The following is a 21,187-nucleotide window of genomic DNA, read 5'->3' as shown; positions in this document are numbered from 1 at the left end:
CGGGATTCAGCTTTCCTGCCGGTCCGACCACGGGACCACGGTGCCCCCGCCGCCCGCCGTCACCGCGCCGTGCACGGCCCGGGCCAGCGGAGCGCCCCAGGTCGAGCGGGGACCGCCGTACGCAGACTCCGGGCCGTCGACCGGGCAGAGCACGGTGACCGCGTCCGTCGGGGTGCCGGTGCCCGGCACGCCGAGTTCCGCGATCGCCTGCGCCTTCGCCTCGGTGGCGGTCGCCACCGCGTTCACCAGGGCGGCGTCGCCGAGCCGGGCCGGGACGTACACCACGATGTTGACCGTGCCGACCCGCTGCGCGAGCGCCACGGGGGCGGGCTGCGCCGCCCAGACGGGGGTGCCCAGGCCGACCGTGGCCCAGACGCGCACGCCGGTGTCCGTCCGGGCCACCACCTCGGCGACGTCCACCCCCGTCAGCAGGCCCACCCCGGGCCCGTCGAGGCCGAGCCCGTCGGCGAGTTCGGCCAGGTGGTCGGCGGGGTCGTCCCGGTCGTACGACATGGGCACGGTCGCGTTGACGACCCAGTGCCGGACACCGATCCCGCCGCCCAGCGGCGCTGAACTGACCGCGCGCAGCGGGCGGTCGGCGCGCCAGAACAGCAGCGGGACGTCCCGACCGTCCTCCCGACGGGCGGTCAGCACGGGTTCGCTCAGCACGGGGGTGACCCTACGACCCGGCTCCGGTGGGCCCGTCGGCACCCGGCGGGCGCGATCCTACTGCTTGATCAGGGCGGGAGGGTTACGCCCAACGATCAAGTTTCCAGGGGTGCACCTCTGATACGTGCTCACATGCGCCTAGACTGGCGACGCGCGAGGGATCAGCGGACGGCGGACCCGGCCGACGGGCGGCACGCGCAGGCGGAGGTGCGGCGATGGACGAGGTACTGGCCCGCAGCGGAATCTTCCAGGGCGTCGACCCGGAGGCGGCCGAGGCGCTCGCGAAGGAGATGGAGACGCTCGAGGTCCGCAAGGGCGAGGTCGTCTTCAACGAGGGCGAGCCCGGCGACAGTCTCTACATCCTGCTGTCCGGCAAGATCAAGGTAGGTCGGCGGGCTGCCGACGGCCGGCAGAACCTGATCGCGGTCATGGGCCCGTCGGACATGGTCGGCGAGCTGTCGCTCTTCGACCCCGGCCCGCGCACGGCGACCGCCACCGCGGTCACCGACACCCGGCTGGTACGGCTGCGCAAGCAGGCCCTGCGCCCGTGGCTGAACAACCGGCCGGAGATCGCCGAGCAGCTGCTCCGGGTGCTCGCCCGCCGGCTGCGGCGGACGAACGACTCGCTGGCCGACCTGATCTTCACCGACGTGCCCGGCCGCGTCGCCAAGAACCTGCTCCAGATGGCCGGCCGCTTCGGCACCCGCGACGGCGGCGTGCTGCGGGTGACCCACGACCTCACCCAGGAGGAGATCGCCCAGCTGGTCGGCGCCTCCCGGGAGACCGTCAACAAGGCGCTGGCCGACTTCGCGTCACGCGGCTGGCTGCGCCTGGACGGCAAGAGCATCATCATCCTCGACCCGGAGCGCCTCGCCCGCCGCGCCCGCGTCTGAACGTAACCCGGCTCGACCGCCTGCCCCGGGCCCTGTCTGCCCGGGGCAGAATCGCTGGACGCCGGGGCGGGCCGGCGGGCACGGTGGGTCGATGCTGAACAGGGTCGCCGTTCTCTCCGACATCCACGGGGCGCTACCGGCGCTGGAGGCCGTGCTGGCCGAGCCGGACGTCGCCGCCGCCGACCTGATCGTGCTCACCGGCGACATCGCGGCCGGCCCACAGCCGGTCGAGGTGCTGGACCTGCTCGCCGACCTCGGCGACCGCGCCTGCTGGGTACGCGGCAACGCCGACCGTGAGCTGGTGGAGGCCAGGGCCGGGCGGCCCTCGCCGATCGACGTCTCCAACTGGGCGGCCGAGCAACTGCGCGACGATCAGGTGGCCCGGCTGGCGGCACTGCCGCTGACGGTCACCCTGGAGATCGCCGGCCTCGGGCCGGTGCTCTTCTGCCACGCCACCCCACGGGACGACGAGGAGGTCGTGCTCGTCGACTCCCGGATGGAACGCTGGGCGGAGGTGCTCGCCGGGGTGCCGGCCGAGGTGCGCACGGTGGTCTGCGGGCACACCCACATGCCGTTCACCCGGCTGGCCGACCGCCGGCTGATCGTCAACCCCGGCAGCATCGGCATGCCCTACGGTGGCCCCGGCGCGTTCTGGGCGCTCCTCGGGCCGGGGGTGCACCTGCGGCGCACCCCTTTCGACGTGGACGCCGCCTGCGCCCGGGTGACCGCCGAGTCGAGCTTCCCCGACGCCACCGCCTGGGCCGACGAGTACCTACGCTCCCAGCACAGCGACGCCGACGCCCTGGCGGTCTTCGCCCCCCGCGACGGCCGCTGAGCAGCCGGCGGGGCGGGCAGCGGGGCTGCCGGCGGGGCAGGCTGAGCGGGCTCGCGGACTGAGCGGGCTCGCGGACTGAGCGGGCTCGCGGACTGAGCGGGCTCGCGGACTGAGCGGGCTCGCGGACTGAGCGGGCTCGGGCTGATCCCCCGGCCCAGCGCACCCCGCGACCATTCCTGTCCGCACGCTGTCGAGCTGCCCCATCCATGCGTGCGGGGCGGCTCCAAGATCGTGCTCGATCCAGGATCGAGTGGTCACTCCGGCGACTGGATGGCACTCGTTCCAGGATCGAGCACGATCTCGCGCCCGCTATCAGCCCGGCCCCGACGGCCATCAGCCCCGCCCCGGTCGGCCATCAGCTCCGCCCCGGTCGGCCATCAGCCCTGTCCCGGTCGGCCATCAGTCCGGCCCAGGGCGCGGGTGGTCGGTGCCGGCGTCCTGCGCCAGCAGGCAAGCCCGATGCTCATGCGCCGGGCCGCGCCGCGAAGCGGGAAGCACGCCCCTGGAGTTGGCTGGCAACGGCCTCACCGAAGTCGGCACCGCCGTGCCGGTCCCCGCCGAGGAGACCCCGACCAGGTTCGCCCAGCCGGTCACCCCTACCCGGACCACCAGCTACGCGGCGTCCCAGCCTGGCCCCACCGGGGTGCAGTCCCGACGGGATCCCCTCCACCCGGTCGGCTCGCCCGCAGGGGAAGACCCATTCGCCGGCCCCCGACCCTGCGACGCCGGGCGGGCTGCCCGACTTTTTGGCGTAGCGCAACAGCAGCTTGACCTCGCGCAGCAGCTTGACCTCGATCACGGCGAGGGAGCCGTGCCCCATCCGTGCGGGCAGCTCGACAGCGTCCGGGCGGGGGACCGGTCCGCCGCCCGCCCCGGGGCACGTCGAAAGGGGCCGGACATGGCTACCGCTCAAAAAAGTCAGTCTTGACTGTTTGTTTCGAGAGCGGCACGCTGTCCCCGTGCCCGCGTCGATCCGCGTACCTCAGCAGGAGCGCAGCCGCGCCACCCGGGCCCGGCTGCTGGAGGCGACCGTCGAGTGCCTGGTCGAGCACGGCTGGTCGGGCACCACGACCACCGTCGTGGCGGCGCGGGCCGGCGTCTCGCGGGGCGCTCAGCTGCACCACTACCCCACGAAGGCCGCGCTGGTCACGGCCGCCGTCGCCCACCTCGCCGACCGGCGGGCCGAGGAACTGCGCACCGAGGCCGAGGCGCTGCCGCCCGGTCCCCGGCGACTCGACCGGGTGATCGACCTGCTCGGGGCGGCCTTCACGGGTCCGCTCTTCGTCGCCGCCCTCGAACTGTGGGTCGCCGCGCGGACCGACCGGGAGCTGCGCGAGGCCCTGGTGCCGCTGGAGGCCCGGGTCGGCCGCGAGATGCACCGGCTCACCGTCGCCCTGCTCGACGTGGACGAGCGCCGCCCGGGCGTCCGGGAGGCGGTGCAGGCGACCCTCGACCTGCTGCGTGGGCTGGGCGTGGCCAACCTGCTCAACGACGACTCGGCCCGCCGCGCCGCCCTGCTGCACACCTGGAAACGCCAGCTCGCCACCCTGCTCACCCCCTGACCGCCGCCGCTCCGACCGGCCCGCCCAGCTCCCCGGAGGCACCATGGTCGACCTCAAGGACCTGCTCGCGGATCTGGCCGCCGAGTCCGAACAACTCGACGGCCTCGTGACCGCCCTGCCGCCGGCCGACTGGGCACGCCCCACGCCGGCGGCAGGCTGGAGCGTCGGGCACCAGATCGCCCATCTCGCCTGGACCGATCAGGTGGCGCTGCTCGCCGCCACCGACCCGGAGGCGTTCCTCGCCACCGTGGTCGCCGCTCCCGACCCCGCCCGGCTCGTCGACGCCGGAGCGGAGGAATTCCTCGCCCCGCCGGCCACGCTGCTGTCCCGCTGGCGGGCCGGCCGGGGGGCGCTCGCCGACGCGCTGGAGCGGGTGCCGGCCGGCGGGCGGCTGCCCTGGTTCGGCACCCGGATGTCGCCCGCGTCGATGGTCACCGCCCGAGTCATGGAGACCTGGGCCCACGGCGCGGACGTGGCCGAGGCGCTCGGCGTCATCCGCCCCGCCACGGCACGGCTGCGGCACGTCGCGTACCTCGGCTTCCGTACCCTCGGCCACAGCTTCGCCGTCCACGGCCGGCCGGTGCCGACGGCGCCGGTGCGGGTCGAGCTGGCCGCGCCCGACGGCGACACCTGGACGTACGGCCCGGCCGGCGCCACCGACCGCGTCACCGGCCCGGCGCTCGACTTCTGCCTGCTGGTCACCCGGCGGCGGCACCGCGCCGACCTGGCGCTGACCGCGACCGGCCCGGTCGCCGACGCGTGGCTGGACGTCGCGCAGGCCTTCGCCGGCCCGCCCGGCCCCGGCGTCCCGCCCCAGGCAGCCAGCGAGGTGCCGGCGTGAGCGCCGTGCTGCGTGTGGGCAACGCCTCCGGCTTCTACGGCGACCGGTTCAGCGCCTGGCGAGAGATGCTCGACGGCGGCGACCTGGACGTGCTCACCGGCGACTACCTGGCCGAGCTGACCATGCTGATCCTCGGCCGGGACCGGCTGCGCGACCCCTCCCTCGGCTACGCGAAGACCTTCCTCCGCCAACTGGAGGGGTGCCTCGGCACCGCGCTCGACCGGGGCGTGCGGATCGTGACCAACGCCGGCGGGCTGAACCCGGCCGGCCTGGCCGCCGCGATCGGGTCGCTCGCCGACCGGCTCGGCCTGACCGTCCGCATCGGGTACGTCGAGGGCGACGCCCTCGCCCGCCCGGACGCGCTGACGGCGAACGCCTACCTGGGGGCGTACGGCATCGCCGCCTGCCTGGACGGCGGCGCGGACGTGGTGGTCACCGGCCGGGTGACCGACGCGTCCCTGGTCGTCGGGCCGGCGATCGCCCGGTTCGGCTGGGGCCGCGACGACCTGGACGCGCTGGCCGGGGCGACCGTCGCCGGCCACCTGCTCGAATGCGGGGCACAGGTGACCGGCGGCAACTTCAGCTTCTTCACCGAGCTGCCCGACGGTGGGCACCGCCCCGGCTTCCCGGTCGCGGAGCTGCGTCCGGACGGCTCCTGCGTGATCACCAAGCATGCGGGCACCGGCGGCGCGGTCACCGTGGAGACGGTCACCGCCCAGCTGCTCTACGAGGTCGGCGGGCCGGCCTACCTCGGGCCGGACGTGGTGACCCGGCTGGACACGGTCGCGTTGAGCGCCGACGGTCCGGACCGGGTACGGGTGAGCGGCGTCCGGGGCACGCCCCCGCCGGCCACCCTCAAGGTGGGCGTCAACAACCTCGGCGGCTTCCGCAACTCGATGACCTTCGTCCTGTGCGGGCTCGACATCCCGGCGAAAGCGGCCCTGGTCCAGGGCCAGGTCGAGGAGGCGGTCGGGCCGGAGGGGTTGGAGTTCACCCTGGCCCGTACCGACCACCCGGACGCGGCCGACACCGAGGCGGCGAGTGCGCTGCTGCACGTACACCTGCGGGACGGCGACAAGGCACGGGCCGGGCGGGCGTTCTCGGCCGCCGCGGTGGAGCTGGCGCTGGCCTCCTACCCGGGCTGCACGCTGACCACGCTGCCCGGCGACGCCACGCCCTACGGGGTGTTCACCGCCGACGTGGTGCCGCAGGACGCGGTGTCGCACGTCGCGGTGCTCCCCTCCGGCGAGCGGCTGCCGATCGCTCCCCCACCAAACATGTGTGCGGAAGGGCCCCCTGCACATCAAAAGGCGATAACAGGGGGCCCTTCCGCACACCCCACCCGGCGGGCGCCGCTCGGCGAGATCGTCGGGGCCCGCTCCGGCGACAAGGGCGGCGACGCCAACCTGGGCGTCTGGGCCCGCACCGATGCCACCTGGTCGTGGCTGCGCGGCTGGCTCACCACGGACCGGCTGGGCGAGCTGCTGCCCGAGACCGCCCCGCTGACCGTGGAGCGGCACGAGCTGCCGAACCTGCGGGCGGTCAACTTCGTCGTCCGGGGGCTGCTCGGGCAGGGCGTGGCCGCCTCCACCCGGTTCGACCCGCAGGCCAAGGCGCTCGGCGAGCTGCTCCGCTCCCGGGTCGTCGACCTGCCCGCCGACCTGACGTCCGGCCCGGCGGACGGCGGCACGCCCTGCCCGGCCCGCGGCGGCACGCCCGGGGAGGGCCGGTGACCATCGCGGACACGCCGGAACGGCGGCAACTGCGGGAGCTGACCCGGGCCTTCGTCACCCGGGAGGTGCTGCCGCACCTGGACGGCTGGGAGCGTGCCGGCGAGATCCCCCGGGAACTGCACGCCAGCGCCGCCAAGCTCGGCCTGCTCGGGATCGGCTTCCCGGAGTCGGTGGGCGGCAGCGGGGGCGACCTGCTCGACTCGATCATCGTGACCGAGGAGGTGATCCGGTCCGGCGGTTCGTCGGGGCTGATCGCCGCGCTCTTCACCCACGGCATCGCCCTGCCGCACATCGTCGCCTCCGGCAACGCGGAGCTGATCGACCGGTACGTGCGGCCGACGCTGGCCGGCACGACGATCGGCGCGCTGGCGATCACCGAACCCGACGGCGGCTCCGACGTGGCGAGCCTGCGTACCCAGGCGCGACGGGACGGCGACCACTACGTGGTCAACGGGTCGAAGACCTACATCACCAGTGGCGTCCGGGCGGACTTCGTGACCACCGCGGTCTGCACCCTGCCGCCGGGCACCGGCGCGCTGACTTTGCTGGTGATCGAGAAGGGCACGCCGGGCTTCACCGTCGGGCGCCGGCTGGAGAAGCTCGGCTGGCACTGTTCGGACACCGCCGAGCTGTCGTTCACCGACGTACGGGTGCCGGTGGCGAACCGGATCGGCGAGGAGAACGAGGCCTTCCTGGCGATCATGCAGAACTTCGCCGCGGAACGGCTCTCCCTGGCCACCCAGGCGTACGCCATCGCGCAGCGCTGCGTGGAGCTGGCGGTGCGGTGGTGCCGGGACCGGTCCACGTTCGGCCGCCCGCTGGCGAGCCGGCAACTGATCCGGCACCGGCTGGCCGAGATGCACACCCGTGCCGAGGCGGCCCGGGCGTACGTGCACCAGGTGGCGGCCCGGGTGGCGGCGGGCGAGCCGGTGGTGACCGAGGTGGCGATGGCGAAGAACGTCGCGGTGGCCGCCTGCGCCGAAGTGGTCGACCAGGCGCTCCAACTGCACGGCGGCTACGGCTACCTGCGCGACGCCGAGGTGGAACGGCACTACCGCGACGCCCGGATCCTCGGCATCGGCGGCGGCACCACCGAGATCATGAACGAGATCATCGCGAAAGGCATGGGCCTATGACGACTCTGCGCAGCGTGGTCGACGCGGCCTCGCCGGGGCACCGGGCCAACCGGGAGGCGCTGCTGGAGCGCCTCGCCGAGCTGGACGCCGAGCTCGACCGGGCCCGCTCCGGCGGCGGCGAGAAGTACGTGACCCGGCACCACAAGCGGGGCAAGCTGCTCCCCCGGGAGCGGATCGAGCTGCTGCTGGACCGGGACAGCCCGTTCCTGGAGCTGTCCCCGGTGGCCGCCTACGGCACCGACTTTCCCGTCGGCGCCAGCGTGGTGACCGGCATCGGCGTGGTCGAAGGTGTCGAGTGCCTGATCGTCGCCAACGACCCGACGGTACGCGGCGGCGCGGTGAACCCGTGGTCGCTCGCCAAGACCCGCCGGGCCGGCGAAATCGCCCTGACCAACCGCCTGCCGATGGTGAACCTGGTCGAGTCGGCCGGCGCGGACCTGCCCACCCAGGCGGAGATCTTCATCCCGGGCGGCCGGGTGTTCCGCGACCTGACCCGACTCTCGGCCGCGAAGATCCCCACGGTCAGCGTGGTCTTCGGCAACGCCACCGCCGGGGGCGCGTACGTGCCGGGAATGTCCGACCACGTGATCATGATCCGGGACCGGTCGCAGGTCTACCTGGCCGGGCCGCCGCTGGTGAAGATGGCCACCGGCGAGGTCACCGACGACGAGTCGCTCGGCGGGGCGGCGATGCACGCGAGCACGTCCGGCCTGGCCGACTTCCTCGCCTCCGACGAGCGGGACGGCATCCGGCTGGCCCGGCAGTGCGTACGCCGGCTGAACTGGCGCAAGCAGGGCCCGGCACCACGCAACCCACGCCCGGCCCAACCGAGGTACGACCCGGAGGAGCTGCTCGGCATCGCCAGCGCCGACCTGAAGGTGCCGTTCGACCCGCGTGAGGTGCTGGCCCGGGTGCTCGACGGCAGCGAGTTCGACGAGTTCAAGCCGGCCTACGGCACCGCCCTGGTGACCGGCTGGGGCGAGCTGCACGGCTACCCGGTCGGGGTGCTGGCCAACGCCCGGGGCGTGCTGTTCAGCGAGGAGGCGCAGAAGGCGGCCCAGTTCATCCAGCTCGCCAACGCCGCCGACACTCCGCTGATCTTCCTGCAGAACACCACCGGCTACATGGTCGGCACCGAGTACGAGCAGCGCGGCATCATCAAGCACGGCGCACTCATGATCAACGCCGTGTCGAACTCGACAGTGCCGCACCTGACGGTCAACCTCGGCGCTTCCTACGGCGCCGGCAACTACGGCATGTGCGGCCGGGCGTACGAGCCGAGGTTCCTCTTCACCTGGCCCAACGCCAAGTCGGCGGTGATGGGGCCGGCGCAGCTCGCGGGCGTGCTCTCCATCGTGGCCCGACAGGCTGCCGCCGCCCGGGGACGGGACTACGACGAGGACTCCGACGCGGCGATGCGGATGATGGTCGAGCAGCAGATCGAGTCGCAGTCCGGCGCGCTCTTCCTCTCCGGCCGGCTCTACGACGACGGGGTGATCGACCCGCGCGACACCCGTACCGTCCTCGGGCTCTGCCTGTCGGCGATCCACAACGGACCGGTCAGGGGCGCCGACGGCTTCGGCGTCTTCCGCATGTGAGCGCGAGGAACGCAGCGAAGCGGAGTCCCGCAGTCGCGAACGAAAGGCAGGCTCCGACCGTGAGCGCGAGGAACGCAGCGAAGCGGAGTCCCGCAGTCGCGAACGAAAGGCAGGTTCAGTGATCACGAGACTCCTGGTGGCGAACCGGGGCGAGATCGCCCGCCGGGTCCTCGCCACCTGCCGGGCGCTCGGCGTCGAGACGGTGGCCGTCCATTCCGACGCCGACGCCGACGCGCCGTTCGTCGCCGAGGCCGACCAGGCGGTGCGGCTGCCCGGAAACACGCCCGCCGAGACGTACCTGCGGATCGAGCTGATCCTGGACGCGGCCCGGCGGGCCGGCGCGGACGCGGTCCATCCCGGCTACGGTTTCCTCGCCGAGAACGCCGAGTTCGCCGCCGCCGTGACCGACGCCGGGCTGACCTGGGTGGGCCCGCCCGCGAAGGCGATCGCCGCGATGGGCGACAAGATGGCGGCGAAGGCCCTGCTCGCGGAGGCGGGCGTGCCGATGCTGCCCACCTGGACCGACGCCGACGAGATCACCGCCTTCCCGGTGCTGGTGAAGGCGTCCGCCGGGGGCGGCGGGCGCGGCATGCGCGTCGTCCGCGACGCCGCCGCGCTGGCCGAGGCCGTCGCCTCCGCGCGGCGCGAGGCGACCGGCGCGTTCGGCGACGGCACGGTCTTCATCGAGCGGTACGTCGAGCGGGGCCGGCACGTCGAGGTGCAGATCTTCGGCGACACGCACGGCACGGTGGTGGCCCTCGGGGTGCGGGACTGCTCGATCCAGCGCCGGCACCAGAAGGTCGTCGAGGAGGCCCCCGGCGTCCTCCCGCACGAGGTACGCATGGCGCTACACGAGGCGGCGGTGGCCGCTGGCCGGGCGGTCGACTACGTCGGCGCGGGGACGGTCGAGTTCCTGCTCGCGTCCGACGGGGAGATCTACTTCCTGGAGATGAACACCCGCCTTCAGGTCGAGCACCCGGTCACCGAGCTGACCACCGGCCTGGACCTGGTCCGGCTGCAACTGCTCGTCGCCGAGGGCGAGCCGCTACCGGTGGCGGCGACCCCACCGGCCCAGGGCCACGCCATCGAGGTACGCCTCTGCGCCGAGGACCCCGCGCAGGGGTACCGGCCGGCGACCGGCCACCTGCACCGGTTCGCGGTGCCCGGGGTGGTGGCCGAGTTCGGGCCGCTGGCCGGGCCGGGGCTGCGACTGGACTCGGGTGTGGTCGACGGTTCGGTGGTGGGCGTCCACTACGACTCGATGCTCGCCAAGGTGATCGCCTGGGCGCCCACCCGTGCCGAGGCGGCCCGCGCCCTGGCCGGCGCGCTGGCCCGCGCCGAGCTGCACGGGGTGACCACCAACCGGGACCTGCTGGTCCGCGTCCTGCGCAGCCCGGAGTTCGGTGCCGTCGACGTCGACACCGGTTTCCTGGACCGGCATCCCGAGGTCTTCGCCCCGCTGCTGCCGGCCGACGAGCTCCCCCTGGTGGCCCTGGCCGCCGCGCTGGCCACCGCCGCCGCCCGGCGGGCTGACGCTCCGGTGCTGGCAGGGATCCCCTCGGGCTGGCGCAACGTGCCGGCGTTTCCGCAGGTCACCCGGTTCGCCGCCCCGGACGGCGAGATCGAGGTGCGCTACCGCCTGGACCGCTCGGGTGGCCTCGCGGAGTGGGCGGCCCTGCCGGACGCCGGCTCCACCGCCCTCGCCGACGAGTCGGCCCCGGACGCAGCATCCCCGGCGGACGCGCCCACGTCGGTGGTGAGCCTGGTCGGGGCCGCCCCGGACCGGGTGGTGCTCGACGTCGACGGGGTACGGCGGGCGTACCGCGTACACCGGGCGTCCTCGGAGGTCTTCGTGGACGGCCCGGACGGGGCGACGAGCCTGACCGAGCTGCCGCGTTTCCCGGAGCCCACGGCGGAGCTGGCGGCCGGGTCGCTGGTCGCGCCGCTGCCCGGCGCGGTGACCCGGGTGCACGTCGAGGTCGGCCAGCGGGTGGCGGCCGGCGACCTGCTGCTGACCCTCGAAGCGATGAAGCTGGAGCATCCCGTGCTCGCCCCGGCCGACGGCGTGGTCGCCGAGCTTCCGGTCGCGGCCGGCGGGCAGGTCGACACGGGCGCTGTGCTGGCCGTGGTCAACCCCGAGTGATCCTGGAGGCCCCCCGATGAACTTCGACCTCACCCCCGAGCAGGACCAGCTCCGCGACGCCGTCCGCGCGCTGGGCCGGCGGTACGGCCACGACTACTTCGTCACCAAGGCCCGCTCCGGCGAGCACACCACCGAGCTGTGGGACGAGGCCGGCCGGCTGGGCTACCTCGGCGTCAACATCCCCACCGAGTACGGCGGCGGCGGGGGCGGCATCACCGACCTGGCCATCGTCTGCGAGGAACTGGCGGCGGCCGGCTGCCCGCTGCTGCTGCTGGTGGTCTCGCCGGCCATCGCGGCCACGGTGATCACCCGGCACGGCACCGAGGAGCAGCGCAAGCGCTTCCTGCCCGGCTTCGCCGACGGCTCGCTCAAGGTGGTCTTCGCGATCACCGAACCGGAGGCCGGCTCGAACTTCCACCGGCTCGGCACCGTGGCCCGCCGCGACGGCGACGACTGGCTGCTCTCCGGTCGCAAGTGCTTCATCTCGGGCGTCGACGAGGCGTCGTACGTGCTGGTTGTCGCGCGAACCGAAGACGCCACCACCGGAAAGCTGAAGCCGGCGCTGTTCATCGTGCCGACCGACGCGCCCGGGCTGACCCGGTCCAAGCTGGACATGGAGATCGTCTCCCCGGAGAACCAGTTCCTGCTCTACCTCGACGACGTGCGGCTGCCCGCCGACGCACTGGTCGGCGAGTCGCTGGACGCCGGCCTGCCGGCGCTCTTCGCCGGGCTCAACCCGGAGCGGATCACGGTCGCCGCGATGGGTGCCGGCACCGGCCGGTACGCGATCGAGCGGGCCAGCGAGTACACCGCCACCCGCAAGGTCTGGGGCGGCCGGACCATCGGCTCCCACCAGGGCGTCTCCCACCCGCTCGCGCACGCGGCCGTGCAGGTCGAGCTGGCCCGCCTCATGATCCACAAGGCGGCCACCCTCTACGACGCGGGCCGCGACCTGGAGGCCGGGGTGGCCGGCAACATGGCCAAGTACGCCGCCGGGGAGGCCGCCGCGCTGGCCGTCGACACGGCCGTCCAGGTCCTCGGCGGGGCCGGCATGACCACCGAGTACGGGGTAGCCACGCTGCTCGGCGCGGTGCGGGCCGGCCGGATCGCCCCGGTCAGCCGCGAGATGATCCTCAACTTCGTCGCCCAGCACGTCCTCGGCCAGGACAAGTCCTACTGATTCGGCGAGGAGCCGGGGAGGCTTAGGGCCCGCGTCGTGTCGGGTGGCACGACAGCGGGCACCCGGAGAGAACAAGCCTCACATCGACCCCAGCTACTGCAATCACCCGCGGCGCCGCAGCCCTCAGCTTGGCCCGACGACATCGGCCCGCGTGGTCGTGAACGCCCGGCCCGGCGATCAGGACGCCATGGACCTCAAAGCGGCCGGATAACGTCCATGAGGTCCTGATCACGCGCCCCGGCGCGACCGGGGCGGGACCGGCCGGTCACCGTCCATGGCACCCGGGCCGATGGCGTAGCGCTAGCGCAGGACGTTGGAGACGTGGCCGCCGGGCTGGATGTTGGGTGCCTGGAACGAGGAGACGACAGCGTTCCACGGCTCGGGATGGGGGCCGGACGGGGGGATCGGCTTCGGGATGCGGAGCTGCCACGCCTGGCCGTTGCCGCACCAGTCACCGTCGAGGTGGTCGCCGTGGATGGTGGCGGCGATCGGCTTCCCGGGGGTGGCGACACCGGACGCGGTGGCTGCGGTCGGCTCGTGCCAGGTGCCGGCGACGTTCGAGGTGGCCCGGACGGCACCGTCGTGGCCGGCGAACATGACGACGGTCGGGCCGCCGGCAAACTGGACCGCGGCGAGGTGTGCCCCGACCGGCGCGGCCCCGGTGCCGGCGACAGGGACCGGTTGCCACGGGTCCGGCAGCGGGCCGCCGGTCAGCCTCACCTGCCAGATCCGTCCGTCGAGCCCGGCGACGAACCCGGCGAGGGCGGAGAGGGCGGCGAGCCCGCCACCGGGTGTGGCGAAGTTCGGTGGGCTGGCCGGGGCCGTCGTCCAGGCGCCGGTGCTGTTCGGCCGGACCACGCGGAGTGCGCCGTCCGTGCCGACGAACGCCGCTCCGGGGGTGGTCCCGGGAATGGCGGCGACGACCGCGCCGGGCGGGGCGATGCCGGCGACGGTGACCTGCCGCGGCGCGGTCGGCGCGCCGCTCAGGTACGACCTGTTGAAGACAGCGCCGTTGCGGCCGACGAAGAAGACGTCCAGGCCGGCAGCGGCTATCGGGGCCCCGGGTGGGGCCAGGCCGGCGGGGCCGTCGATGGTGACGGCGGGGCCGGCGCCGAGCGGCACGGTCCGCGACAGAACGAGACCGCCGTTCACGCCGATCGCGAACGCGGTGATGCTGCCGGATTCGGACCGGATGGTGGCGACGCCGGCCCCGGGCGGCGCGACCTGCTCACCGTGCACCAGGGCTGGCGCGCCGCCGGTGGACTTGTAGAGGCCGTAGCCCGTGCCGATCGTGTACGCCTCGACCTGGCTGTCGGCGTACGCCGGTGGGGTGGCGATCGGCGCGGCCGTGAGGATCAGCGCGGCGCCCACCGCGACTGCGGCGCGACGGTGTCCGGCGCGGATCTGGATCATGTGTGCCCCCTGCGGGTGATGGAACCGGTAGGGACAGAATCGCCGCACGACCGCCAATCTCATAGGGATTCATCGATCGACTTCGGGTATCGGCATTTTCGGCGCGGACGATGAGGACCCTCAGCCGGTGGCACGGCAGGCGGCGTCCACGCGGTGCACGGGACGGACCCGCCGGCCCAGGCCCTCCAACAGCGAGTCCTCGACGTGGAAGTCACGAATCCACAGCCGGCGCCTGGGCAGTTCCGTCTCGCTCGGGCAGAGCACCCGCGCGCGGACCTGGTCCACCGGGACATACCGGACGCCGCCGTGCTCCTGGAGGATCACCACGTGCACGTCGTCGGTGGTCACCACGTGTCCCCGGACGTCCTGGGTCGCCGCCCCGGGGCCGCTGCCGACCGTGGTGACGGTCAGCGGCAACACCGGCGTGCTGATCACCGGCAGCGCCGCCCACACCAGCACGGCCAGCACGGCGAGTTGGGTGCCCGAGGCCAGCGGCCTGATCACCGCCCCGGGCAGCGGGCCGGCGATGGCGAGAGCGAGCAGCGGCGGCACGACGAGCAGCAGGAGCGCCACCGGCTCTCCCTGCCGCCACGCGTCGCGAAGCGTGGGCAGCAGCAGCCAGGCGTACCCGGCGAGCAGGGCCGCGATCATCAGCACCCGTGGCCCGGGCCGGTCGTGCAGCCGTTCGGGGGTGAGCTGGAACGCGGCGACGAACGCCGGCACCAGCAGCGGCAGGTAGAGCAGCGGCCAGGTGACCAGGGCGAGCAGGAAGCTCGCCGCCACGAACCAGGCCGGGGTGACCTCCGCCCAGCGGGCGAAGAGCGGCCTGCGCACGCTGCCCGGCGGCAGCCGGTCGACGCTGGCGCCCAGCACCGCGCCGAGGGCGAAGACAGCCACCAGCGCGGTGGAGAGCAGCCGGGCCGCCGTGGTGAGGAAGCCGGCCAGCAGGTTCACCGGCCCGACGTTCGCCACCAGCAGCAGCGTCGTCTGCAACTCGCCGCCGGCCTCGACGCCGAGCCGCAACACCGAGAATATCGCCGGTACGCCGACCACGGCCGTCCAGAACGACTGACTGGCCCGGGCGCGGCGCTCGGCCAGGGCCGACGCGGAGAAGCCCGGCGGAACGTCCTCCGGTGCGCCGGGGCCGATCGTCCGCGCGGGTGCCACCGCCGCGCTCATCGCCGGGGCGCCTTGTCGTCGAAGTCCACCAGCTTGGGCACGTCGAGCGGCTGCGGCTGCCGCTTCTGGGTCGGCAGCCAGGGGCCGAGGGTCTGGTGGTACGCGATGGACCACGGGCTGCTCAGCCCGTCCCGCCCCTGCTGGTAGCTCTTGTGCAGGAAGAACGCGACCAGGTCGCGCAGGGCCGGGTCGCCGATCGGCACGCCGATGCCGAGCAGTTCGCTGGTGCCGAAGGGCATGTCGACGATCTCGAACTCGGTGGGGAACCTGGCCCGGAAGCCGGCGAGGATCGCCTCGTCGGAGCTGACCGCGTCGTACCGCCCCTTGCGGATGCCGTCGACGCAGTCCCCCACGTCCTTGACGACGAGCGCCTTGACCTGGTGTTTCTCCAGTTCGGCCTCGGTGGTGGAGCCGCCGCTGGTGCAGATCTTGTAGGCCGGGTCGCGGAGGTCCTCGATGGTGCGGATGCGGTCCTTGAGCCGGGTCGGGACCATCACCTCCTGGGTGGTGACGAAGTACGGCCCGGCGAAGCTGACCTGCTTCTTGCGCTCCTCGGTGATGGAGAAGCTGGAGACGACCAGGTCGACCAGCCCGCCCTGGAGCGCCGGGATGCGGTCCTCCGTCGACACCGGGACGAACTCGATCCGCTGGTCCCCCTCGTAGCCGAGGGAGGCGGCGACGTAGCGGGCGATCTCGACGTCGAAGCCGACGTGCACGCCGTCGCGCAGCTCACCCATCAACGGCTCGTTGGTGGCCACCCCGATCCGCAGCTTGGCCTGACCGTGGATGTGGGACTCGCGGAGCTTCTCCTGCACGGAGGGAAGCGGCGACTCCTGCCGGCTGTCGCAGCCGGCGACCCCGGCCAGGGCCAGGGTCGTCGCCACGGCCACGGTGGTGGCGATTGTGCGTACGCGCGACCGGGTGAAACGACCGTCCATGCTGACCTCGCTGCGCAGCGGAGCAGGTGGGAAACCGAGAGTAGCCAGAGCCGGCCACCCCGTGTGGGGCGGCTGGCGGGCCGGGGTGCGGCGGGCGCCCGATCGGCCGCCGCACCCCGGTTTCTCAGCGGACGGTCAGTGAGCCGACCGCGGGCAGCGGAGCGACCACCGGCGGGAGCCGCTTCGGCTCGCCCCGCCCCGGAAGCCCCCGGGCGGTCAGCGCGTCCTTCGACGACTCCGCCCGCCGGGTCATCGCCGGATCGGCCGGCGGCGCGGTGAACGGCTGGGCCTCGCCCACGCAGACGGTGCCCCGCGCCGGCAGCGTTCCCCGGAGCAGGTACGCGTCGACCGCGCCGGTCGCGCAGGCCGACGTCCCGTACGCGGTGTGCCCCCAGCTGTCGCTGCTCAGCAGCCGGCTGTTCGGCAGCAGCCGGGCCGCGTCCACCGCACCCCGGTAGCTGGTCGCCGGGTCCCAGTAGTTGCCGACCACCAGCACCGGTGCGCTCGTCCGCCGGTCGAACGGCCCGGTGTAGGCGTCGGAGTCCCGCACGGTCCAGGTCTTCCGGGCGCACGGCGAGGTGCCCCAGGTCCACAACCGGCCGAAGTACGGGTCGCGCCGGTCGGCCTTCGCCGCCAGCGCCGGGAACGAGGCGGCGTCCCTCGGGTGGTACCCGTCGGTGCAGTCCACGCCGAGGAAGGTCTCCAACCCGTTGTCGTACGGGAAGTCGTACCGTCGGGCCTGCTCGCGGGCCTCGGCTGCCCGCTGGCTCACGGCGGCCGACGCCGGGCGGCGGGCGGCCGGGGACGACGCCGGGTCGGTGAGCACCAGCAGCCCGGCGGTGATGTCGACGATGTCGGCGTGGCCCGTCGGGCTGTAGAGCGCGCCCAGGGTGGCCGAGACGAAGTCGGCGTACGTGACGGTGACCCGGCCGAAGTCGGGATCCTCGACCACCACCGGCTTGGCCCGCAGCCGCTTCGCGACCAGGTCGAACGACGCGACCGGGTCGCCCCCGGCCAGCGGGCAGGCCGCCGCGCCGGCCCGGTCGCAGCGCACCAGGATCTCGCGCAGGGCCCGGTACGCGCCCTGCGCGCTGCGCATCCGGTCCTCCTGGGACAGCGTGCGTGCCCGGCCCCGGCCGACCCACTCGTCGGGGTTGAGCACCCCGTCGATCGCGAGGGCGCGGACCCGGTCCGGGAACATGTTGGCGTAGTACTGCCCGAGCACACTTCCGTAGCTGAAGCCGAGGTAGGTGAGCTTGCGGTCGCCCACGGCGCGGCGCAGCACGTCCATGTCCCGGGCCACCTCGGCGGTCGACATCGCCCCGGTGAGCGGCCGGCCCGTGCTGGAGCAGCCCTTGCCGACGGCCTTCGAGGAGGCGACGTACGCCTTCTCCTCGGCCCTGGTCCACGGGAACGCCACGTTGAGGCCGGCGTACGCCCGGGTCTGCTCCTTGACCGAGGGGAAGCACCGGACCTGCCGGCTCGCGGCGACGCCGCGCGGGTCGACGCCGACGATGTCGAAGCGGTCGAGCACCTCGTCGCCGAGGAAGTACGGCGCGGCGAGCGCGACGTCGGTGCCGGAGCCGCCGGGGCCGCCCGGGTTGAGGAACAGGCTGCCGATCCGCCGCTGCTGGTCGCGGGCCTTGACCCGGAGCACGGCGATCTCGGTCGTCGGGCCGTTCGGCCGGTCGTAGTCGAGCGGCAGCCGGACGGTGGCGCACTCGGCGTAGTCGTAGCAGGCGTACCAGTCCAGGTCGGGCGTGGGCACCCGGTCGACCCGGCGGGCCTCCTGCGGGCTGGTCCGATCGGCGGTGGCCGGGCGGCCCCAGCCGGTTGGGGACGGTGCGGCGGCAGCGGGAGCGACCGCCGCACCGGCGAGGATGACGCCGGCGATTCCCGCAGCGGCGAGGCTCCGGGATCGTCGGGGCATGTGGACGCCTTGTGGCATGTGGACGCCTTCCGATGGGGGACAGGACGGTCGAGGCGGGGCTCGACCTCCGTCACTCTAGGGATGGCGCACCATTACTCACCGGATCGCGGAGAGCTGTATATCCGACAATCCGACCGACGCTCTGCCTTCCGTCCGGCACCGGGTCAGCGGACGGTGGCCATCCAGGCGGGCGGCGTCACCTTCCCGTCGGGGGTGTGGTCGTCCACCACCCGCCAGCCGTCGGTGCCGTCGCGCAGCAGCAGGAAGGCGACGATCTCGCTGTGCGGGGCACCGAGACCGTAGACCTCGTCCCGGCCCACGAACGCCTTCCGGAGGGCACACACCGCCTCCGGATCGCGCTTCGCGTTCTTGCACAGCCCGAGGTAGCGGACCCCGGAAACGGCCGCCAGGTGGTTGGCGATCGCCTCGTCCGGATTGGCGTATCCGCCGCCACCGGCGGCGGACGGCGCGGCCGACGCGGGCGACGCGGGCGCGGCCGACGACGCCTCGGGCGTGGCGCCGCTCGCGGCGGGCGTGGCGGCTTCCACGCCGGGCGTGACGGTGCTCCCGGTGGGCGGCGGGATCGCCGCCTCCGGTGCCTCGTCCGACCCGCACGCGGCCAGCGCGCCGGACACCAGCACGGCGGCGACGATCCGCAGGACGCGACTCACCGGCACTCCTCTCCCAGGACGATCTCCATGGAGATCATCGCACTGGTGCCGGGCACCCGGTTGACAGCAGCCCTGCTGTGGACATCCTGGACGGGTGAGAATTCCGAGGCCTGACGCGCGGGCGAAGGCGGCCTTCGCGGCGCTGGTGGCCGCCTTCCTGCTGGTGACGCTGATCGTGCGGGGGCGCCAGGATCTTCTCGGGGTGACCCTGGCGCTGCTCTGCCTCCTGGCGACGATGATCGCGGCGGTGTCGGCGGCGGCTGCCCGGCAGGACGACGACGGGGAGCCCGCAGTCCCGCCGACCCTGCCGGGGCAGCCGCCCGCCGGCCTGTACGGCGTCGACGCCGACACGCTGGAGATGCTGGACCACCGGGAGGCCGTCCGCGCCGTGCGGGAGCGGCACCGTGGACGCGGCGGCTCAGCTGCCGGTGAGGGTGGGTGAGGCGAGCCCGTCGAGCCCTCGCCCGGCCAGGCAGCGGTACGTCCGGTCGGCGTCGGCGCCGGTCGGCGGCAGCACCTCCAGGTTCCAGCCGTCGGGCTGGTTGATCCCGCTGGTGAGCCGGAAGGTGGTCTCGTTGCAGACCCTGCGCACCGCCCCGGCCGCGCTGACCTTGTCGTGGGCGGCGCCGACCAGGGTGTCGGGGAGCCTGCCCTGGGCGTAGCTCTCCCAGGTGTGCTGGCCGTCGCAGGGCACCCGGGCCGCCCTGGCGCGCGTGCCACGCACCTCCATCGGCCCGAAGCACTCCAACTCGTCGGCGCAGCCCGCGCCGGCGGGCAACCCGGTCGTCAGGGCACAGGCGGGCAGCACCGCGCTCGTCGCCACCACGTCGGCCGTCGGCGCCGGGAGCGGGGCCGACGCCACGCCGGCCAGCCAGGCGCCGGCGCCCGCCGAGGCGGCCAGCGCGACCATCCCGGCGCCACCGAGGAACCAGCGCCGCCGCCGGCGCTGGCCGGGCGTGGTGGCCACCGTGGGGTGCAGGTCCTCCACCGGCGGTCGCGGCGCGGGGCGGGCGGTGCGGTCGCCGGTGTACGGGCCGGCGGGGGCGGGACCGCCACTGACCGGGGGCCCCGGCACGCCCAGGCCGCTCCCCGAGACGCCGGGCGGATCGAGCGGCAGGGCGGCCAGCAGGTTGCCCAGTTCGATGGCCGACGGGCGCTCCCCCGGGTCGTTGGACATCCCCGCCCGGAGCACGTCGATCATCTCGTCCGGCACGCCGGGCAGGCCGGGGATCGGCTGGTGGAACATCTCCAGCACGGTGATCAGGCTGGGGTTGCGCTCGGACTGCCAGCGCGGGGGGCGGCCGTGCATGACCGCGTAGAGGGTGGCGCAGAGGGCGTAGACGTCGACGGCTGGCGACGGCGGGCTGTGGTTGAACATCTCCGGCGGCGCGTAGGCCGGGGTGAGCACCTCCAGGGCGACCGAGGCGTCACGCAGCTCGGCGACCACGGCCAGCCCGAAGTCGGCCAGCACCGCCGGGTTGAAGTGCGAGTAGAGGATGTTGGCGGGCTTGACGTCGCGGTGCAGCACCCCGGCGGCGTGCGAGTGGGCGATCGCATCGGCGATCTTGACCCCGAGGTCACGCGCCTCGGCCGGGCCGAGCGGCGAGGTCCGCATCCGCTCGGCGTACGAGCCGTCACAGAGTTCCATGATCAGGTAGGGGTGCTGGTCGACCGTGACCCCGACGTCGAAGAGGTCGACCACGTGCGGGTGGGACGACATCCGCCCGGCGGCCCGCGCCTCACGCAGGAAGCGGGCCTGGTCACGCTCGCTGTCGAGGGTGCGATTCTCCACCTTGACCGCGACCTCGCGCCCCACGGATATCTGGGTCGCCTTGTAGATCGTCGCGTAACCGCCACGGGCGAATACCCGCAGATCGGTCAGACCGGGCACGATGGGCAACGGCAGGGCGCCGGGCGGGGTCGCGGTCACAGCTCTGAAAATACCCAACCGGACCGGTGGCTCAGCGAACCACGTCAGCGGCCGGGGCGGCACCGGCGGTGAGAACGCTCCCGCCGCCCTCCGCCTTCGGACCCGCGCGGCGGTCGTCCCACCACAGCCCCACGGCCGTCGCCACCGCGCCCACGCCCTCCCAGGCAGCCACCCCGAAGAAGCCGGCGGGCGCGATGTCGGCCAGCACCGCGATGCTGAACACGGTGAAGGTGACCAGCCGGAACACCACAGTGAAACGGAAGAACGCGCGCCACTCGGTGGCGGTGGCGAGCAGGTAGTAGACCCCCATGTTGAACGAGGCCATCGAGGACGCCATCAGGAAGGTGCCGGTGTGGTCACCGGCCGCGCGGCTCGCCGGCGTCTCGAAGCCGAGCATGCCCAGCAGCGCCTCCGGCCAGACCAGCCCGACCGCGCCCATGAGCAGGGCCAGCACGCCGAAGACCGCGATCGTCCACCCGGCGGCCGAACGCGGCAACCTCATCACGGCCCTCCCAGACCCGGCACGGGTGCGGCAC

The 21,187-nt window shown here is 74.0% G+C and carries 18 protein-coding genes; 10 read left to right on the top strand and 8 right to left on the bottom strand.

The genetic code is table 11. The annotated features are described in order from the left end of the window. Nucleotides 1-6: 6 nt before the first annotated feature. Nucleotides 7-669 carry an adenosylcobinamide amidohydrolase gene (locus ABZ809_RS14320; RefSeq protein ID WP_357562908.1) on the bottom strand — a complete coding sequence of 221 codons (663 nt, stop codon included), beginning with the start codon at nt 667-669 and terminating at the stop codon, nt 7-9. A gap of 215 nt (nt 670-884) precedes the next feature. Between ABZ809_RS14320 and ABZ809_RS14315 the strand changes: the two genes are divergently transcribed. From ABZ809_RS14315 to ABZ809_RS14275, 9 genes are all read left to right on the top strand, one after another. After that, nucleotides 885-1,562, top strand: coding sequence for a Crp/Fnr family transcriptional regulator (locus ABZ809_RS14315; RefSeq protein ID WP_088981720.1), 678 nt, complete (start codon nt 885-887; stop codon nt 1,560-1,562). Nucleotides 1,563-1,653: 91 nt separating this feature from the next. Continuing rightward, complete coding sequence (locus ABZ809_RS14310) at nt 1,654-2,397, top strand: metallophosphoesterase family protein (RefSeq protein ID WP_357562907.1); 744 nt, start codon at nt 1,654-1,656, stop codon at nt 2,395-2,397. A 959-nt stretch (nt 2,398-3,356) separates the two neighbouring features. Next, nucleotides 3,357-3,959, top strand: coding sequence for a TetR/AcrR family transcriptional regulator (locus ABZ809_RS14305; protein ID WP_357562906.1), 603 nt, complete (start codon nt 3,357-3,359; stop codon nt 3,957-3,959). A gap of 43 nt (nt 3,960-4,002) precedes the next feature. Then, the gene (locus tag ABZ809_RS14300; RefSeq protein WP_357562905.1) at nt 4,003-4,800 is read left to right on the top strand and encodes a TIGR03084 family metal-binding protein; all 798 of its coding nucleotides are present in this window, start codon (nt 4,003-4,005) and stop codon (nt 4,798-4,800) included. After that, nucleotides 4,797-6,533 (top strand): acyclic terpene utilization AtuA family protein, encoded by a 1,737-nt coding sequence (locus ABZ809_RS14295; RefSeq protein WP_357562904.1) that lies wholly within the window; start codon nt 4,797-4,799, stop codon nt 6,531-6,533. Before ABZ809_RS14300 ends, ABZ809_RS14295 begins: the two co-directional genes overlap by 4 nt. After that, a complete protein-coding gene (locus ABZ809_RS14290) occupies nt 6,530-7,669 on the top strand; it encodes an acyl-CoA dehydrogenase family protein (protein WP_357562903.1) in 1,140 nt (379 codons plus the stop codon). The genes ABZ809_RS14295 and ABZ809_RS14290 overlap by 4 nt, the downstream gene beginning before the upstream one ends. Next, complete coding sequence (locus ABZ809_RS14285; protein WP_357562902.1) at nt 7,666-9,267, top strand: carboxyl transferase domain-containing protein; 1,602 nt, start codon at nt 7,666-7,668, stop codon at nt 9,265-9,267. The genes ABZ809_RS14290 and ABZ809_RS14285 overlap by 4 nt, the downstream gene beginning before the upstream one ends. Before the next feature lie 118 nt (nt 9,268-9,385). After that, nucleotides 9,386-11,410 (top strand): biotin carboxylase N-terminal domain-containing protein, encoded by a 2,025-nt coding sequence (locus tag ABZ809_RS14280; protein ID WP_357562901.1) that lies wholly within the window; start codon nt 9,386-9,388, stop codon nt 11,408-11,410. Between the two features lie 16 nt (nt 11,411-11,426). Continuing rightward, nucleotides 11,427-12,590 (top strand): acyl-CoA dehydrogenase, encoded by a 1,164-nt coding sequence (locus tag ABZ809_RS14275; protein WP_357562900.1) that lies wholly within the window; start codon nt 11,427-11,429, stop codon nt 12,588-12,590. A gap of 300 nt (nt 12,591-12,890) precedes the next feature. Here the strand turns inward: ABZ809_RS14275 and ABZ809_RS14270 are convergent, their stop codons facing one another. From ABZ809_RS14270 to ABZ809_RS14250, 5 genes are all read right to left on the bottom strand, one after another. Then, nucleotides 12,891-14,003: a hypothetical protein gene (locus tag ABZ809_RS14270; protein ID WP_357562899.1), complete on the bottom strand. Its 1,113-nt coding sequence runs from the start codon at nt 14,001-14,003 to the stop codon at nt 12,891-12,893. A 120-nt stretch (nt 14,004-14,123) separates the two neighbouring features. Continuing rightward, nucleotides 14,124-15,182, bottom strand: a complete 1,059-nt coding sequence (locus tag ABZ809_RS14265; RefSeq protein WP_357562898.1) for a hypothetical protein — start codon at nt 15,180-15,182, stop codon at nt 14,124-14,126. Next, nucleotides 15,179-16,120, bottom strand: a complete 942-nt coding sequence (locus tag ABZ809_RS14260; protein ID WP_357562897.1) for a transporter substrate-binding domain-containing protein — start codon at nt 16,118-16,120, stop codon at nt 15,179-15,181. Before ABZ809_RS14260 ends, ABZ809_RS14265 begins: the two co-directional genes overlap by 4 nt. 124 nt (nt 16,121-16,244) lie before the next feature. Beyond that, nucleotides 16,245-18,050, bottom strand: coding sequence for an alpha/beta hydrolase (locus ABZ809_RS14255; RefSeq protein ID WP_357562896.1), 1,806 nt, complete (start codon nt 18,048-18,050; stop codon nt 16,245-16,247). Between the two features lie 164 nt (nt 18,051-18,214). Then, nucleotides 18,215-18,721, bottom strand: a complete 507-nt coding sequence (locus tag ABZ809_RS14250; protein ID WP_357562895.1) for a hypothetical protein — start codon at nt 18,719-18,721, stop codon at nt 18,215-18,217. Nucleotides 18,722-18,815: 94 nt separating this feature from the next. On the opposite strand from ABZ809_RS14250, the gene ABZ809_RS14245 reads away from it, so the two are divergent. Then, nucleotides 18,816-19,163, top strand: a complete 348-nt coding sequence (locus ABZ809_RS14245) for a hypothetical protein (protein WP_357562894.1) — start codon at nt 18,816-18,818, stop codon at nt 19,161-19,163. On the opposite strand, the gene ABZ809_RS14240 is transcribed toward ABZ809_RS14245, so the two are convergent. Continuing rightward, nucleotides 19,140-20,651: a serine/threonine-protein kinase gene (locus tag ABZ809_RS14240; protein WP_357562893.1), complete on the bottom strand. Its 1,512-nt coding sequence runs from the start codon at nt 20,649-20,651 to the stop codon at nt 19,140-19,142. The genes ABZ809_RS14245 and ABZ809_RS14240 overlap by 24 nt on opposite strands. Nucleotides 20,652-20,682: 31 nt before the next feature. Beyond that, a complete protein-coding gene (locus tag ABZ809_RS14235) occupies nt 20,683-21,153 on the bottom strand; it encodes a hypothetical protein (RefSeq protein ID WP_357562892.1) in 471 nt (156 codons plus the stop codon). Nucleotides 21,154-21,187: the final 34 nt, after the last annotated feature.

The sequence above is a fragment of the Micromonospora sp. NPDC047074 genome (genome assembly GCF_040643815.1).
GTDB lineage: Bacteria > Actinomycetota > Actinomycetes > Mycobacteriales > Micromonosporaceae > Micromonospora.
The sequence above is the reverse complement of the archived record's forward strand: the minus strand, read 5'-3'. Positions and strand labels throughout refer to the sequence as shown.

Bases quoted from the DNA above. Each gene is read 5' to 3' on its own strand.
- ABZ809_RS14315 (WP_088981720.1), top strand. From the start codon at position 885: ATGGACGAGGTACTGGCCCGCAGCGGAATCTTCCAGGGCGTCGACCCG.
- ABZ809_RS14310 (WP_357562907.1), top strand. From the start codon at position 1,654: ATGCTGAACAGGGTCGCCGTTCTCTCCGACATCCACGGGGCGCTACCG.
- ABZ809_RS14300 (WP_357562905.1), top strand. From the start codon at position 4,003: ATGGTCGACCTCAAGGACCTGCTCGCGGATCTGGCCGCCGAGTCCGAA.
- ABZ809_RS14285 (WP_357562902.1), top strand. From the start codon at position 7,666: ATGACGACTCTGCGCAGCGTGGTCGACGCGGCCTCGCCGGGGCACCGG.
- ABZ809_RS14275 (WP_357562900.1), top strand. From the start codon at position 11,427: ATGAACTTCGACCTCACCCCCGAGCAGGACCAGCTCCGCGACGCCGTC.
- ABZ809_RS14270 (WP_357562899.1), bottom strand. From the start codon at position 14,003: ATGATCCAGATCCGCGCCGGACACCGTCGCGCCGCAGTCGCGGTGGGC.
- ABZ809_RS14265 (WP_357562898.1), bottom strand. From the start codon at position 15,182: ATGAGCGCGGCGGTGGCACCCGCGCGGACGATCGGCCCCGGCGCACCG.
- ABZ809_RS14260 (WP_357562897.1), bottom strand. From the start codon at position 16,120: ATGGACGGTCGTTTCACCCGGTCGCGCGTACGCACAATCGCCACCACC.
- ABZ809_RS14255 (WP_357562896.1), bottom strand. From the start codon at position 18,050: ATGCCCCGACGATCCCGGAGCCTCGCCGCTGCGGGAATCGCCGGCGTC.
- ABZ809_RS14235 (WP_357562892.1), bottom strand. From the start codon at position 21,153: ATGAGGTTGCCGCGTTCGGCCGCCGGGTGGACGATCGCGGTCTTCGGC.